This is a genomic window from Massilia sp. UYP11 (assembly GCF_050434805.1).
Lineage (GTDB): Bacteria > Pseudomonadota > Gammaproteobacteria > Burkholderiales > Burkholderiaceae_D > Telluria.
In genome coordinates, this window is record NZ_JBNDJE010000001.1 from 456,672 (window position 1) to 473,012 (window position 16,341).

Sequence of the window (16,341 nt, forward strand, 5' to 3'; positions counted from 1 at the left end):
GCTCGCGTCTGTGGTCGCTGTGGAAGAAGATCGGGATTGTCGAATCGGTCCTGGCATGCACCCTGCGTCAGGGTTGCGTGCCTGACCGTATTCTCGCACCAATGCAAATTGTTTGCAGGAAGCGGCCCGGAATCCTGGCCGCCCGGCGGGGCCGTCAGGGCGCGGCCTTGCGATATACCCGCACGTAATCGACCAGCATCTGGCGCGGGAACGGGGTCGCGGCATCCGGATAGCCCGGCCAGTAGCCGCCCACGGCCAGGTTCAGCAGCACGAAGAACGGATGCTCGAACACCCACTCGCCCTTGACGGTATCCGGCGTCGCGGTGTGGTAGTGGATGCCGTCGCGGTACCAGCGGATCTGTTTCGGCTCCCATTCGACGGCGAACACGTGGAAGTCGTCGCCGTACTGCGCGCCCTCGAGCGTGCTGGCGCGGCTGTTGGCGTGCTCGCCCGAATAGCCCGGCCCGTGCAGGGTGCCGTAGGCATTGGCTGGCTCCTTGCCGATGATTTCCATGATGTCGATCTCGCCGCTCTTCGGCCAGCCGACCTGGCCGATGTTCGCGCCCAGCATCCAGAATGCGGGCCAGATGCCCTGGCCCTTCGGCACCTTGATGCGCGCCTCGTAGCGGCCGTACTGGGTTTCCTTCAGTCCGGCCGTCTTGAGCCGCGCCGAGGTGTAGTCCTTGCCTTCGTAGCGTTCCTTGCGCGCCTCGATCACCAGGTGGCCGTCCTCCACGCGCACGTTCTCCGGCCGGCCGGTATAGAACTGCATCTCGTTGTTGCCCCAGCCATGGCCACCGGTCTCAGGGAGCCATTTGCTGCGGTCCAGCGCCGCGCCGTCGAATTCGTCGCTCCATGCGAGGGTCCAGCCGGGCGGGGCGGGGATGGCGGCGGCGGGCTGCGTGGCGCAGCCCGCGCTGGCGGCCAGCGCGAGCAGCGCAGCCAGTGTGGCGATCGTTTTCATGCGTCTCCTTGGGGTGACGTCATCGCGCTGCGGGCGTGGCTGCCTGCCGCTGCCTGACGTGCTTCATGATGTTGAGGAAGGTGTCGGTCCAGTACACCTCGCGATGGGCGGCGAGGAAGCGGACCAATTCCTCGTGCGCTTGCGACGACACGCTCAGGTGGTCGCCGCCGATGCCGTGGAAGGTGAAGGCGATCATGGTGCCCTGCGCCGCCGCCTGCCTGACCTGCGCGATCAGTTCCGCACCGCTCGCGCCCACCGGCGCGCTCGACGTCACCCGGAACGGATCGAGCGCCGCCATCGACGCCGGTATGGACGCTCCCTTGCCCGCCTTGATCGCCACGAAGCTCGCGTGCAGCGGCGTCAGGTAGTCGCCGCCGCCGGCGTCCACGTCGAAACAGGGCGCGGTATAGGTGCGCTCGTGACGGCCGTCGATCGCGGCCAGCATCGTGTTGCCGAGCAGGACCTGGTCGCGCATCTGCTCGCGTGTCGTGGTGTCGAGGTCGCGGTGCGGCGCGACCCAGGTGCGGTCCGGGCCCGCGCCCGAGCACTGGTGGAACAGGCTGTGGTTGCCCAGCTCGTGGCCGTTCGCGGCCGCGGCGCGCCAGTCGCGCATGCGCGCGGCCACCGATGGTCTGGACAGCTCGAGGTAGAACGTCCCCTTGATGCCGTGGCGGTCGAGCACGGGGATGGCGTGGTCGAGCTGGGAATCGAGAGCATCGTCATAGGCCAGGCTGACCGCCGCGCGCGCCCCGCCGGGCCAGGCGAAGCCGGCATCGGCTGCCTGCACGGGCGCCGTCATGACGAAGGTAAAGCCGGCCGCGAGCAGGCCGGTCCGGATGATGGCGCGGCGCGCGAGGCGGGCAAGAAAATGGTGCATCCGTGCTCCAGTTTGGAAACGTTACCATAAAGTCAACTCGACTATAGCACCGCCCAAAAACAGGTGTCAACGAGAGAGATGACAGGATGCGGCGCCGACGGCTCACCGCATCGTGCTTTGGGACTGCACCATAGTGTTGCAAAACAACGTCAGATACCCCCATAACGTTATGGAATATTCCGTTGACAATTTTTTTTCCTAACCCTAATATTCAAACAGCTACATGGAAACGTTTCCATGTTCCGAACGAGTCAGCTTCGATCCCCCGAACGGCCCGCCAAGGCCAAGGAGCCGAGGACACATGAAACAGCGCGCTGCGCACCGGGCAATCCACCTGGCGAGGCCGCCGGCACCAGCCGGTCGGCCTCGCTGCGTTGCCCGGTGCGGCGCCGCAGGTTCGCCTGGCCGGGAGGCGGCCGGGAACAGGTAATAGCGGGGTAGTAGCGGAAGGCGACGCACGCCGCAATGCGTCCGATTTGGCGGAGACACCGTAGCTAGGCGACGGTCATATTTATAAAAAAGACAGGAGAAGACATGTACTACCCGAAGGCTAAACAGACTCTGATCAGCCTGGCAGTCGCCAGCGCATGCTCGGCATTCATTCCGGCGTTCGCGCAGGAGCAGGCGACCGCGCCGGCCGATACCGCGACCAGCGCGCCGAACCAGGCCGTCGACACCGCCAGCAATCCCGCGGCCCAGAACCCGACCCCGACCTCGACCCAGACCGTGGTCGTCACCGGCCTGCGCGCCAGTCTCGAATCGTCGCTGAACCTCAAGCGCAATGCGCAAGGCTTCGTCGACGGCATCGTCGCCGAAGACATCGGCAAGTTCCCGGACACTAACCTGGCCGAATCGCTGCAGCGCATCTCGGGCGTGTCGATCGACCGCAGCGAGATCGGCGAAGGCTCCAGGGTCACCGTGCGCGGCGTGGGTCCCGACTTCAACCTGGTGCTGCTCAACGGCCGCCAGATGCCCACCTCGAGCCTGGGCGACCGTAACGGCCGCGCCTACGATTTCGCCAACATCGCCTCGGAAGCGATTTCGCAGCTGCAGGTGTACAAGTCGAGCCGCGCCGAAACCCCAACCGGCGGCATCGGCGCCACCATCAACGTGGTCACCGCGCGCCCGCTGTCGCGGCCGGGCATGCAGGCCAGCATCGGCATCAAGGGCGTGCACGACACCTCGGCCACCAACCTGCCGGATGACCTGCAGCACGGCGACAAGCTGACCCCGGAAATCTCCGGCATCTACAGCAATACCTCGGCCGACGGCCGCTTCGGCATCGGCCTGTCGGCCAGCTACCAGGAACGCAACCTGGGCTACAACCGCGCCTCGGTGTCGAACGGCTGGAAAGGCCCGTTCCGCGGCGACGAGAACAACTGGGGCACCATTGCGCAGCCGGGCACGCCGGGCTCGGAAAACATCACCAACCGCCCGGGCCCGACCGACCTGTACCAGGTGCCGCAAAACCTGAACTACAACCTCTCCGGCGTGCAGCGCGAGCGCACCAACGGCCAGGTGGTGTTCCAGTTCGCGCCGAACAAGTCGATCACCTCGACCCTCGACTACACCTACTCCGAAAACAAGATCCACACCCGCCGCAACGACATGTCGGCCTGGTTCAACTTCGGCCCGTCGTCGAGCACCTGGACCGACGGCCCGGTCGCCGCGCCGCTGGTCTACACCGAGATCATCAACCCGGCCACCAGCGACATCGCCATGGGCGGCGCCGACTTCGCGACCAGGACCGAGAACAAGTCGCTGGGCTTTAACACCGTGTGGCGCGTGAACAGCGACATCCGGCTGGAGCTCGACGCCCACCATTCGACCGCCGAATCGACGCCCAACAGCCCGTTCGGCTCGAGCAATACCCTGGGCACCGCCAGCTTCAGCCGCGGCACCACCAGCGTCGACTTCTCGCAGGACTTCCCGGTGCTGAGCATCCAGGGCGCCGACTTCGCGCGCGCGCCGCAGCAAGTGACCGGCTCGGTGTTCGAGAACGGCTACATGAAGACCGAGATCGACCAGATCCAGACCCACGGCAGCTGGAAGATGCTGGAAGCGTCGGAACTGAAATTCGGCCTGGGCGCGACCAAGGTCGACTACCGTTCGGCCTTCTCGGTCCAGCAGCGCGACACCTGGGGCGGCGCCACCAGCCCGGACGACTATCCGGCCGGCGTGTTCCACGCCGAGACGCTCAACAAGTACTTCGACAACATCAACGGCAGCGGCAACCCGGCCCTGTTCAACCGCTTCAACACCTTCAACTTCGACGAGGTGCGCAAGCTGGCCGCCGCGGCGTCGGGCCTGCCCGACCTGTACCTGCCCAAGACCGGTTGGGACACCGACCAGCGCACCGAGGAAAAATCGAAGAGCCTGTACCTGCAGTTCAACACCGAATGGGATACCCGCTTCCCGGTCAATACCTCGTTCGGCGTGCGCTACGAGAAGACCGACGTCAGCTCGACCGCGCTGGTGCCGACCGCGACCGCGATCAACTGGGTGTCGCAGAATGAATTCCCGATCGTGTTCGGCGAGGCCGCCTTCACCAACCTGAAGGGCAAGTACAGCCATGTGCTGCCGACCTTCGACGCCGACATCCAGCTGCGCTCCGACCTCAAGGGCCGCTTCAGCTACGGCGAGACCATCGGCCGCCCACGCTACGACCAGATCGCCGGCGGCCAGATCCTGAACACCCTGGCGCGGGTCGAGGGCGGCACCGGTTCGCAGGGCAATCCGTCGCTGGAGCCGGTCAAGTCGAAGAACATCGACCTGGCGCTGGAGTGGTACTACGATCGCCAGAGCTTCGTGTCGATCAACCACTTCCGCAAGCACCTGGACAACTACGCAGGCCAGTCGCAGGTGATCGCCCAGCCGTTCGGACTGCACACCCCGGTGGGCGGCGCTTACTGGAACGCGGCGCTGGCCAATGGCTGCGCGACCGCCGACACCACCTGCATCCGCAGCTACATCCTGCGCAACTTCAACGGCCAGCCCGGCGTCGTGCGGGGTGAGGACGATGGCGTGGGCAATCCGACCGGCACCATCACCGGCATCTCGACCGACCCGATCGCCGACTTCCGCATCACCTCGTTCTCGAACCAGAAGAAGGCGCGCATCCGCGGCCTGGAATTCAACATCCAGCACATGTTCGGCAACAGCGGCTTCGGCTTCCAGGCCAACTACACCTACGTGAATTCGGGCCTGAAGTACAACAATGCGAGCATCGGCGAGCAGTTCGCGCTGGTGGGCCTGGGCGACTCGGCCAACCTGGTGGGTATCTTCGAGAACGACAAGTGGAGCGTGCGCGCGGCCTACAACTGGCGCGACGAGTTCCTGTCGGGCACCTTCGACGGTTCCGGTCCGAATCCGAACTACACCGAGGAATACGGCCAGCTGGACCTGAGCGTCGGCTACAACGTGAACAAGAACCTGACCCTGTCGTTCGAAGGCATCAACCTGACCGACGAGATCCAGCGCATCCACGGCCGCAACAAGCACCAGCTGCTGTTCGTGTCGCAGTCGGGCCCGCGCTACATGGTGGCCGCCCGCTACAAGTTCTGATCGCCACCTGACGGGGCGGGCCCGGGAGGCGTTTTCCCGGGCCCGCTTTCGGGGTAGACTTCACGCACCGGCCTCGAGCGCCGGAACCAGCGGCGGGTCGGCACCATGCCGGTCCGCCGTTGTCGTTTCCCGCCGGCCCCATAACGACAACGAGACATCCATGCCCAACATCGCCTTGCTGAACAATATCGAGCACAAGGACCTGCGCGTCATCACCGGCCACCGCCCCGGCCTGGGCAGCGAGGTCGCCTGGGTGCTGACCTTCGCCGCCGAATTCCGCTCGCTGCAGGGGCACTATCCGATCATCTTCCGCCGCGACGACGCCCAGGCGCGTTACGAGGCGATCGCGCTGCTCGGCTTCACCGAGGACGAGAACCTGTTCCTGGAAGACGGACGCTGGGATGCCCCGGTGGTGCCGCTGCTGCTGGAGCGCCAGCCATTCCTGATCGGCCGCAGCGGCGACGAGCTGATGATCCAGGTCGACCTCGACCACCCGCGCGTGAGCCGCACCGAGGGCGAGCCGGTATTCAAGCCGCATGGCGGCAACAGCGACTACCTGGCCCACGTCGACGGCCTGCTGTCGACGATCCACCACGGCCTGCAGTTCGAGCCTGGCTTCATCGACGCCCTGGAGCGCCACGCGCTGCTCGAGCCGTTCGCGCTCGAGATCGAGTTCGACAACGGCGCGCAAAGCCGCATGTCGGGCTTCTACACCATCAACGAGGAACGCCTGGCCGCCCTCGACGCCGGCGCGGTCGCCGAACTGCACCGGGCCGGCTACCTGGGACCGATCTGGTTCGCGCTCGCGTCCCTGTCCAACCTGCGCGGCCTGATCGACCGCAAGAACCGCCGCCATGCTGCCCATCGCTAAGCGGGTACGCGAGATCGCCGGCCTGCGTCCCGGCGAACTCGGCCCCGAGATTCTCGCGTCGACCGAGCCGCTGCTGCTGCGCGGCCTGGTGGCCGACTGGCCCATGGTCAAGGCCGGGCTGGCCTCGCCGCGCGACGCCGACGCCTACCTGCGCCGCTGGTACCGCGACGCCACCGTCAACGCCATGCTGGGCGCGCCCGAGACCGAGGGGCGCTTCTTCTACAACGAGGACCTGAGCGGCTTCAATTTCTATCCGGTGCGGGTGCGCCTGGACACCGTGCTCGACGAACTGGCCAAGCACCTGGCCACCACGCCGCCGCCGACCATCTACGTCGGCTCGACCACGATCGACACCGCGCTGCCCGGCTTTCGCGCCGAGAACGACGTCGACCTCGGCGCGCGCGACGCGCTGGCCAGCATCTGGATCGGCAACCGCACCGTCATCGCGGCCCACTACGACCTGCCCGACAACCTGGCGTGCGTCGCGGTCGGGAACCGCCGCTTCACGCTGTTCCCGCCCGGCCAGCAGCACAACCTGTACGTCGGTCCGCTCGACTTCACGCCGGCCGGCCAGGCCATCAGCCTGGTCGATTTCGCCAGGCCCGACTACGCGCGCTTCCCGCGCTTCGCCGAAGCGCTGGAACATGCGCAGGTGGCCGAGATGGCGCCCGGCGACGCCCTGTTCATCCCCAGCATGTGGTGGCACCACGTCCAGGCGCTCGACGCCTTCAACGTGCTGGTCAATTACTGGTGGCGCCAGTCGCCGGAATGGATGGACACCCCGACCAACGCGCTGATGCATGCGCTGATGTCGGTGCGCGACCTGCCGCCCGAACAGCGCAAGGCCTGGGCCGAGCTGTTTCGCCACTACGTGTTCGAGGCCGACGCCGACACCGCGGCCCATATCCCGCAAGCCGCGCGCCGCGTGCTCGGGCCGCTCGACGACGATGCGGCGCGCGCGATCCGGGCCCAATTATTAAAGCGGATGAACCGCTGAGGAGACAAGCATGGAACAGAAGAACAGCCATGAGGGCGATTTCAAGGGACGCCCGATCCGGCGCGTGGTGATCGCCGGCGGCGGCACCGCCGGCTGGATGGCGGCCGCCTGCATCTCGAAGGTGCTGGGCAAGCGCCTCGACATCAAGCTGATCGAGTCGGACGAGATCGGCACGGTCGGCGTGGGCGAAGCCACCATTCCGACCCTGATCAACTTCCATAACCTGCTCGAGATCAACGAGCAGGAATTCATGGCGGCGACCAAGGCCACCTTCAAGCTGGGCATCGCCTTCGAGGGCTGGCGCAATGTGAACGAAGACTACATCCACTCGTTCGGCCTGACCGGCACCGACCACTGGACCGCCGGCTTCCAGCATTTCTGGCGCAAGGGCCGCGAGCGCGGCCTGGCCGGCGACTACGGCGACTACTGCCTCGAGCTGCGCGCCGCGCGCGAGAACCGCTTCGCCCACCTGCCGCGCGGCGGCATGAACTACGCCTACCACCTCGATGCGACGGCGTATGCGAAGTACCTGCGCGCCTTCAGCGAACGCTTCGGCGTGCAGCGCATCGAGGGCAAGATCGTCGACGTGACCACCAGCGCCCTGACCGGGCATATCCGCTCGCTCACCCTCGATTCGGGCGCCGACATCGAGGGCGACCTGTTCATCGACTGCACGGGTTTCCGCGCGCTGCTGATCGGGCAGGCGCTGGGCGTGGAGTACCAGGACTGGTCGCAATGGCTGTTCAACGACAGCGCCGCCGCCTTGCAGACGGCATCAAGCGGCGACGCGGTGCCGTACACGCGCTCGATCGCCCACGGCTTCGGCTGGCAGTGGCGCATCCCGCTGCAGCACCGGGTGGGCAACGGCATGGTGTTCTCGAGCCGCCACGTCGAACAGGAGCAGGCCATCGGCGCGCTGCTGGCCAACGTCGAAGGCGAAGCCCTGATGAAGCCGCGCGTGTTGCGCTTCACGCCGGGGCAGCGGCGGCAGGTCTGGAAGGGCAACTGCGTCGCGGTGGGTCTGTCCAGCGGCTTCCTGGAGCCGATCGAATCGACCAGCATCCACCTGATCCAGCGCTCGATCGTGCGCCTGATGCAGATGTTCCCGAGCGCCGGCATCGCGCACAGCGACGTCGAGGAATACAACCGCCAGGCGGCGCTCGAGGTCGAGCATATCCGCGACTTCATCATCCTGCACTACAAGGTCACCAACCGCGGCGACACGCCATACTGGCGCGAGGCGCGCGACATGACGGTGCCGGCCTCGCTCCAGCACCGGATCGACCTGTTCCGCGAGACCGGGCGGGTATTCCGCGTTCCCAACGAGCTGTTCGCCGAGAATTCGTGGATCCAGGTCATGCTGGGCCAGGGCATCACACCGCTGCAGCACCACCAGTCGGCCGACCTGATGGGCGACGAGGAACTGGCCCACTTCCTCGGTTCGATCAAGGCCAGCGTCGACAAGACCGTGAGCCAGCTGCCGACGCACCAGCAATACGTCGCGCGCTACTGCGCCGCGCCGATGTAACACTGCGCCCGGCGCGCAAAAAAAACGCCCGCGCAGACTGCGCGGGCGTTTTGTCTTTCAGGCCTGCGACGCTCACTCGGCCGCGACCTTCTCCTTGTGCAGGTTGGCGTACTTGACGCCGTAGTACATGATGAACAGGTAGCAGGCCGCCGGCACCAGGAACGAGATCTGCAGGCCGATGGTGTCGGCCAGGATGCCCTGCGCGAACGGCACCACGGCGCCGCCGACGATGGCCATGCACAGGATGCCCGAGCCCTGGCCGGTGAACTTGCCCAGGCCGTGCAGCGCCATGCTGAAGATGGTCGGGAACATGATCGAGTTGCACAGGCCCACGGCCACGATCGCCCACATCGCCAGACTGCCCTCGGTGAAGGTCGCGGTCAGGACCAGTGCGATCGAGCCGAGCGCGGTGACCGCCAGCGACTTGCCCGGGCTCACATAACGCATCACGGCAAAGCCGATGAAGCGGCCGATCAGGGCGCCGCCCCAGTACATGCTGACGTAGCGCGCCGCGTCGGCGTGCGACAGGCCGGCGATGTGCGGCTCGCCGATGAAGTTGATCAGGAAGCTGCCGATGCTCACTTCGGCGCCGACATACAGGAAGATGCCCAGCGCGCCCAGCACCAGGTTGCGGTGCGACATCGCGCCGCCCTTGGCGTCGACCGCGGCGGTCGTGTCGTCGAAGGCGATCTTCGGCAGGCGCGCCATTGCGAACAGCACCGCCAGCAGCGCCAGCGCGGCGGCCAGGCCCAGGTAAGGGCCTTGCACGGCGGCGGCTTCGGCGGCCTTGTGCGCGGCCTGTTCGGCCGCCGGCAGCAGGGCCAATTCGTCGGCGGAGAGCACCACGGTCGACAGGATCAATATGCCGCCCAGCGCCGGCGCCACGGTGGTGCCGAGCGAGTTGAAGGCCTGGGTCAGGGTCAGGCGGCTGGCCGCGGTGCGCGCCGGTCCCAGCGCGGTGACGTAGGGGTTGGCCGCCACCTGCAGGATGGTGATGCCGCTGGCCAGCACGAACAGGGCGAACAGGAACATGCCGTAGCCGCCGTTCGAGGCCGGGTAGAACAGGGCGCAGCCGGCGGCCGCGATCATCAGGCCGGTGACCGCGCCGTTCTGGTAGCCCAGGCGGCGGATCAGCGCGCCGGCCGGCAGCGAGACGATGAAGTAGGCGCCGAAGAAGCAGAACTGCACCAGCATCGCCTGCATGTAGGTGAGGGTGTAGATCGACTTCAGGTGCGGGATCAGGACGTCGTTCAGCGAGGTGATGAGCCCCCACATGAAGAACAGGATGGTCACGATGACCAGCGCACCGGTGTGCGGATTGTGCTCCCCTTCCGTTGCGGCGCTGGCCACGGTGGGGTTCTGGATTGGGTTCTGCATGGAGTCTCCGTTATTATTGCAGAGTTGCGACGTGATCCGACAGCATAGCCGAAACCCCGCGCAAGGCGGGATACTGTTCGGTAATGAGGTAGGTCGGTATGCGGGACAGGTAATCGCCGAGGCGCCCCTTGTCTTCGAAGCGCGCGCGGAAAGCCGATCGTTCGAAGATGGGACCCAGGCGCGGCACGATGCCGCCGCCGATATACATGCCGCCGGTCGCGCCGAGCGTCAGTGCGACGTTGCCGGCCACGCTGCCCAGGATGGCGCAGAACACCCGCGTCGAGCCTTCGCATTCGCTTGATGAGCCGTCCAGCGCGGCGGCAGTGATGTCGGCGGCCTTGAGGCGCTTGCCAGTGCGCGCCCAGTGGATCAGTTCCATGCCCATGCCAGACAGCAGGCGTTCGGCCGAAACGTGGCCGTACTCTCCCCACAGCGCTTCCAGGATCGCGACCTCGTCGCGGCTGACGGGTGCGAAACTGACGTGGCCCCCTTCGCCGGACAGCGCGATCCAGCGGTCTCCCGCCGGCACCACGCCCGAGACGCCCAGGCCAGTGCCGGGGCCGATCAGGCCGATCGTCCGGTTGGGCAGTTCGATGCCGCCGCCGATCTGCCTGCGGCCGTGCTGCGCCAGGTGCGGCAGCGACATCGCCAGCGCGGCGAAGTCGTTCACCATCAACAGCGTCGTCAAACCCAGCTCCAGGCGCAGGGCTTCGATCGAGAACTGCCAATGGTGGTTGGTCATCCTGATCTCGTCGCCTTCGACCGGATTGGCGATCGCGATCGCCGCATGGCGGACCGTATCGACCGCCAATCCGCGGCCCCTGGCATTGGCGAGGTAAGTGCGCATCGCGTCGCCCAGCGTCGGATAGTCGCTGGCCGGCAGCACCTCGATGTCGTCGAATCCCCGGGAGGGATCCGACTGCAGGGCGAAACGCGCGTTGGTGCCGCCGACGTCGGCCAGCAGGCGCAGCTCAGTCGTCGCCTCTCGCGTCATTTCAGTTCACCGCACTGCACGGCGCCGGCTTCCTTCGCCGCGCCGCCGGCGATTTCGATATTGGCGAAGGCCGCCGAGAACGCGGCGTCGCTGGTGACGGCGAACGGCGTGTCGACCTTGGCCAGGTCCAGGCCCTTGGCCTGGAAGCACGACAGCGGAATCGCGACGGTGTTCTTGGCGCCGACGCCCAAGCGCTTGAACAGGCCGGTCGCATCCAGGTCGACGCTGGTCGCGCCCTGGCGCATCGAGAGCGTCACCTTGCCGGCCGGGGCCTTCGTGACGATGGTGTCGAAGCGGAGCGCGCCATCCTTGACGGCGGCGCCGGGCAGCACGATGGCGCGTGCGCCGCGCGCTTCCAGCGTGGCGGGGCCAGTCCAGGCGCCCAGCTTGGCGTCCTGCTGGGTGTTGACCTGGGCGGTGGTGACGGTGATGTTCGGCAGCTGGAAGCTGGCGTTCAGGTCGGCGCCCAGCACGGTACTCTGCTGGCCCGAGCGGATCGCCAGCGGATAGCTCAGGCGGTCGGCCTGGCTGAACACCGGGAAGGTGTTGCCGGCGCTGCAGCCGCCTTGCGGATAGCTCTCATCGAGCTTGCCCAGCCTGGAACGGGTGCCGGCCTTCAAGCCATAGCCATAGGCGAACAGCGGCGCGTAATCCTTGTCGCCGACGTTGAGCTTGACCTGGCAGGCCGACTTCGGCCACGAGAACGGCAGCACGCCGCGGAAGTCGTAGCGTTGCTGTCCTTCGACCAGCAGGTCCGACACGCCCTTGCCCTCGGAGCCCGGCAGCCAGGCCGAGATGAAGGTGTCCGACAGGTTGAGCAGGTCGTTGGCGAACACCGGACGGCCGGTGACCATCACCGTGACCACCGGCTTGCCCTTGCCGGCGACGGCCTTCAGCACGGCGAGGTCTTCCGGATAGCGGCTGCTGTGGCGCAAGGTGCCGGACGGGTGGATGTCGCCGTCGCCTTCGGCATACGGACGCTCGCCGATGACGGCGACCACGACGTCGAACTTCGACACGTCGACGCCCTTCGCGTCGAGGCTGAAGCTGACGTTGTCCTTGCCTGCGGCCTCGCGGATGCCGGCCAGGATGGTGTCGGCGTTCTTGAAGTCGGCATTGGTGGTGGCGGTGCCCTGCCAGGTGATCGACCAGCCGCCGCTCTGGTTCGACAGCTCGTCGGCGCTCTTGCCCACCACCAGGATCTTCTGGCCGCGCTTGATGGGCAGGGCCGGGCCTTCGTTCTTGAGCAGCACCAGCGACTCGCGCACCGCCCGGCGCGCAAGCAGCCGCGCCTGCATCGCGTCATCCTTGCCGGCGTGGGCGTTCTGCATCGGGCTCTTGTCGAACAGGCCGGCGCGCAGCTTGACGCGGATGATGCGCGAGACGGCGTCGTCGATGCGCGACATCGGGATCTCGCCGCTTTCCACCTGCTTGATGGTGTTGGCGATAAAGGCCTTCCAGTCGTCCGGCACCATGATCATGTCGTTGCCGGCGTTGATCGCCTGGGCGCAGCTGTCGTTGCGGCAGCCCTTCACTTCGCCGATGCCGTTCCAGTCGGTGACGACGAAGCCGTCGAAGCCCATCTTGCCCTTGAGGATATCGGTGATCGCCGCCTTGCTGCCATGGAGCTTGCCGTATTCGGTGCCGGTCGTGGTATCGGTCCAGCTGTTAAACGAGGTCATCACGGTCTGTGCGCCCGCCGCCAATGCCGGGACGTAGCCGGCGCCGTGGATGTTGATCAGGTCCGCTTCGCTGGCCTCGGTCACGCCGCGGTCCTTGCCGTTCTTGGTGCCGCCGTCGCCGATGAAGTGCTTGGCGGTGGCGATGGTGTTGGCGTCGTCCTTGAACACGCCCTGCATTCCCTTGACGTATTCGCCGGCATAGCTGCGCACGACTTCCGGATGCTCGGCATAGCTTTCGTAGGTGCGGCCCCAACGGTCGTCGCGCACCACGGCCAGGGTCGGGCCGAACACCCAGGCGATGCCGGTCGCGCGCACCGCTTTCGCGGTGGCGGCGCCGATCTCGCGCATCAGCTGCGGATTGCGCGCCGCGCCCAGGCCGATATTGTGCGGGAATAGGGTGGCGCCCGGCACGTTGTTGTGGCCGTGGACCGCGTCCGTGCCCCACACCACCGGCACCTTGATCGCCATGTCGGTCTTCATCGAGGCCGCGTGGTAGGCCTGGGCCAGCGCCAGCCATTCCTTCGCGTCGGCCGCCTTGTTGTTGTTCGGCCAGCTGCCGCCGCCGTTCAGGACCGAACCGAGGTAGTACCTGGTCACGTCCTCGGGCCTGGCGGTCTTGATCTCGGGCTGGGTCATCTGGCCGATCTTCTGCGCCAGGGTCATCTTGCCGACGATTTCCCTGACCCGCTTCTCGATCGCCTCATCCTTCTCGATGGCGCTGGTCACGCGCGGCCAGTCGGCCAATTGGGTATCGACCGGGGCGGCGGCGCCGCAGACGGCCGGCAGGGCCAGGGCGATGGAAAGGGCCAGCGTGGAAGGACGAAGCTTGAAGGTCATGGGTTGTCTCGCTTTATTGTTCGTTGAAGTAAACGCTTATTCGTAGAGGCTCATTCCTGGCGCAGGAAGGAACCATACCATTTGCCGCTGTTCTTCAGGCGGCGCTGCTGGGTGGCGTAGTCGATGTGCACCAGGCCGAAGCGGCGCAGATAGCCTTCGGCCCACTCGAAGTTGTCGAGCAGGCTCCAGGCGAAGTAGCCCTTGATCGGCGCGCCCTGGTCGATCGCATCCTTCATGGCGGCCAGGTGGCGCATCAGGTAGTGGCGGCGCTGGACGTCGTCGATCTCGCCGTCCGAGCCGACCGTATCCTCGAAGGCCGAACCGTTCTCGGTCACGTACATCGGGCCCGGGTGGTAGTCGTTCTCGATCCGGGTGAGCAGCTCGGTGAAGCCTTCCGGCGACACCGGCCAGCCCATCGCGGTGATCTCGCCGCTGGTGGTCGGCAGCACTTTCGCGTCGAGCGGCGCGTGGCCGGCCTCGTGCTGGATCACTTCGGGGAAGTAGTAGTTCACGCCCATGAAGTCGGTCTTGACCGCGATCGCTTCCATGTCGCCCGGCGCGACGTCGGGGGCCGCGGCGCCGAATCGTTCGCGCGTGGCTTGCGGGTAGCCGCGGCCGAACAGCGGATCGAGGAACCAGCGGTAGCGCAGGCCGTCGTGGCGTTCCACCGCCTCCTTGTCTTGCGGGCTGTCGCTGGCCGCGCGCAGCGGGTGCAGGCTGACCGCCATGCCGACTTTCGCATCCGGCACGTTTGCGCGGATCAGCGGCACCGCCTTGCCGTGCGAGACCAGCACGTTGTGCGCGACCTGCAGCGCCGCCTTGAGGTCGGTCTTGCCCGGCGCATGCCAGCCTTCGAAGTTGCCGATGATCGCGGTGCACCACGGCTCGTTGTGGGTGATCCAGTGCTTGACACGGTCGCCCAGCGTGCGCGTCATGGCGTCGGCGTACTCGAGGAAGGCGTCGATGGTGGCGCGGTTTTCCCAGCCGCCCTCGTCCTGCAGCGCCTGCGGCAGGTCCCAGTGGTACAGGGTTGCCCATGGCTCCAGGCCGCGTTCGAGCATGCCGTCGACCAGGCGCGAATAGAAGTCCAGGCCCTTCTGGTTCGGCTGGCCCTTGACGCCGGTGTAGATGCGCGGCCAGGCGAACGAGAAGCGGTAGGCGTTCAGGCCCATGCCGCGCGCGATGTCGAAGTCTTCGGCCCAGCGGTGGTAGTGGTCGCACGCCACCAGGCCATCGGAGCCGTCGCGGATCGTGCCGGGGGTGGCCGCGAAGCGGTCCCAGATCGATTCCACGCGGCCGTCTTCGCGGCCGGCGCCTTCGATCTGGTAGGACGAGGTGGCGCAGCCCCACAGGAAGTCGCGGGCGAAATCGCTGCGCTGCGGCGCGGAGGGCTCGGGTCGGTTGGCAGTGGTCATGGTCTCGCTTCAGGTAATGGGTATGTTCTGATCAAATTTGGGGACAGCTTACCAACACATTGGAAAGCTTTCCAGTCTGGCGCCAAAAAAAATGGCCGCGCGCGGCCCGCCGGAGCGTCGCATGCCCGCCTCACTTCTTTTTACTTGCCGCCTTGGCGGCGCGTTTCGGCTTGTCGCCACCGATCCTTGCCAGCGAGGCGCGCATGGTGACACTGACCGGGAACGAGCGCGCCACCGGGCGATTCAGGTCATAGCAGCGGTTGAGCAAGGCGTTCAGGCCGTTCTGCGTCATCTCGCGCCACGGCATGTGCACCGACGTCAGGCGCGGCGCCGAGAACTCGGCGCTCGGCGTGTCGTCGTAGCCGATCACCGACAGGTCGCGCGGCACGCTGATGCCGGCTTCCTGGAAGTAGGACAGGGCGCCGACCGCCATCTCGTCGTTGGCGCAGAACAGCGCGGTGCACGGCGTCTTCGATTCGACCAGGGCCTTGGCGGCTTGCCAGCCGCCCTGCGGCGAGAAGTCGCTCTCGACCAGCCACACGGTATCGGTATCGATGCCGCCGGCCTTCAGCTCGTGCATGAAGCCGTCGATGCGCGCCACGTTGTCGAGCAGCGCACTCGGACCGGCGATGACGGCGATGTCGCGGTGACCATGGTCGAGCAGGGTGCGCGCCGCCAGGCGGCCGCCCTCGGCATGGTCGACGGTAAAGCACTGCTCCGGGATGTCCTTGAAATCGTGGTTGAGCGCGACGATCAGGCGCCGCTTGCCGCCCAGGGCGGCGATGTCTTCATCGAGCAGGGCGCTGCTCATGATGATCAGGCCGTCGCAGCCGCGCTCGATCAGGAACTCGGTGCCTTCGATCGCCTGGTTGCGCGCGTCGCCCAGGCCGACGCCGAAGGCGACCACCATGTGCAGGCCGGCCGCGCGCAGTTCGGTGTCGATGATCTGCAGGATCGGGGTGTAGAAGGTGCCGGACAGGACGGGAATGTACACGCCGATCATCCGGCTGGTGCCGGACAGCAGGGCGCGCGCCGCGTGCGATGGGCGGAAACCCAGCTCGTCGATCGCCTTGCGCACGCGCTCGAGCGTGGCCGGCGATACCGAGCCCTTGCCGCTGACCACGCGCGAGGCGGTGCCGAGACCTACTCCCGCCAGCCGCGCTACGTCCTTGATTGTCGCCACCTGCGATCCCTATTCAATAAATACGTGAGTCAAAATAGCCGCCAAGCATACT

At 66.7% G+C, this 16,341-nt stretch carries 11 protein-coding genes; 4 read left to right on the forward strand and 7 right to left on the reverse strand.

Going from position 1 to position 16,341, the window contains the following annotated elements; all coding sequences use genetic code 11:
- Positions 1-154: 154 nt before the first annotated feature.
- Positions 155-964, reverse strand: a complete 810-nt coding sequence (locus ABIB38_RS02015) for a glycoside hydrolase family 16 protein (protein WP_429201322.1) — start codon at positions 962-964, stop codon at positions 155-157.
- Between the two features lie 19 nt (positions 965-983).
- The gene (locus ABIB38_RS02020; protein ID WP_429201324.1) at positions 984-1,841 is read right to left on the reverse strand and encodes a polysaccharide deacetylase family protein; all 858 of its coding nucleotides are present in this window, start codon (positions 1,839-1,841) and stop codon (positions 984-986) included.
- 534 nt (positions 1,842-2,375) lie between these two features.
- On the opposite strand from ABIB38_RS02020, the gene ABIB38_RS02025 reads away from it, so the two are divergent.
- The 4 genes from ABIB38_RS02025 to ABIB38_RS02040 all read left to right on the forward strand — a co-directional run bounded on the left by ABIB38_RS02025 (position 2,376) and on the right by ABIB38_RS02040 (position 8,801).
- Entirely contained in the window at positions 2,376-5,405 is a 3,030-nt protein-coding gene (locus tag ABIB38_RS02025; protein ID WP_429201326.1) for a TonB-dependent receptor, read from the forward strand.
- A gap of 160 nt (positions 5,406-5,565) precedes the next feature.
- Positions 5,566-6,276 carry a SapC family protein gene (locus ABIB38_RS02030; protein WP_429201328.1) on the forward strand — a complete coding sequence of 237 codons (711 nt, stop codon included), beginning with the start codon at positions 5,566-5,568 and terminating at the stop codon, positions 6,274-6,276.
- Positions 6,260-7,273 carry a cupin-like domain-containing protein gene (locus tag ABIB38_RS02035; RefSeq protein WP_429201330.1) on the forward strand — a complete coding sequence of 338 codons (1,014 nt, stop codon included), beginning with the start codon at positions 6,260-6,262 and terminating at the stop codon, positions 7,271-7,273. Before ABIB38_RS02030 ends, ABIB38_RS02035 begins: the two co-directional genes overlap by 17 nt.
- 10 nt (positions 7,274-7,283) lie before the next feature.
- A complete protein-coding gene (locus ABIB38_RS02040; RefSeq protein ID WP_429201332.1) occupies positions 7,284-8,801 on the forward strand; it encodes a tryptophan halogenase family protein in 1,518 nt (505 codons plus the stop codon).
- Between the two features lie 72 nt (positions 8,802-8,873).
- On the opposite strand, the gene ABIB38_RS02045 is transcribed toward ABIB38_RS02040, so the two are convergent.
- The 5 genes from ABIB38_RS02045 to ABIB38_RS02065 all read right to left on the reverse strand — a co-directional run bounded on the left by ABIB38_RS02045 (position 8,874) and on the right by ABIB38_RS02065 (position 16,289).
- On the reverse strand, positions 8,874-10,178 hold the full coding sequence (locus ABIB38_RS02045) for a sugar MFS transporter (RefSeq protein ID WP_429201334.1): 1,305 nt from the start codon (positions 10,176-10,178) through the stop codon (positions 8,874-8,876).
- A 13-nt stretch (positions 10,179-10,191) separates the two neighbouring features.
- On the reverse strand, positions 10,192-11,172 hold the full coding sequence (locus tag ABIB38_RS02050) for a glucokinase (RefSeq protein ID WP_429201336.1): 981 nt from the start codon (positions 11,170-11,172) through the stop codon (positions 10,192-10,194).
- Positions 11,169-13,691 (reverse strand): glycoside hydrolase family 3 N-terminal domain-containing protein, encoded by a 2,523-nt coding sequence (locus ABIB38_RS02055; RefSeq protein WP_429201337.1) that lies wholly within the window; start codon positions 13,689-13,691, stop codon positions 11,169-11,171. The genes ABIB38_RS02050 and ABIB38_RS02055 overlap by 4 nt, the downstream gene beginning before the upstream one ends.
- 50 nt (positions 13,692-13,741) lie before the next feature.
- A complete protein-coding gene (locus ABIB38_RS02060) occupies positions 13,742-15,106 on the reverse strand; it encodes a GH1 family beta-glucosidase (protein ID WP_429201339.1) in 1,365 nt (454 codons plus the stop codon).
- Positions 15,107-15,236: 130 nt separating this feature from the next.
- Complete coding sequence (locus ABIB38_RS02065) at positions 15,237-16,289, reverse strand: LacI family DNA-binding transcriptional regulator (RefSeq protein ID WP_429201341.1); 1,053 nt, start codon at positions 16,287-16,289, stop codon at positions 15,237-15,239.
- Positions 16,290-16,341 lie beyond the last annotated feature (52 nt).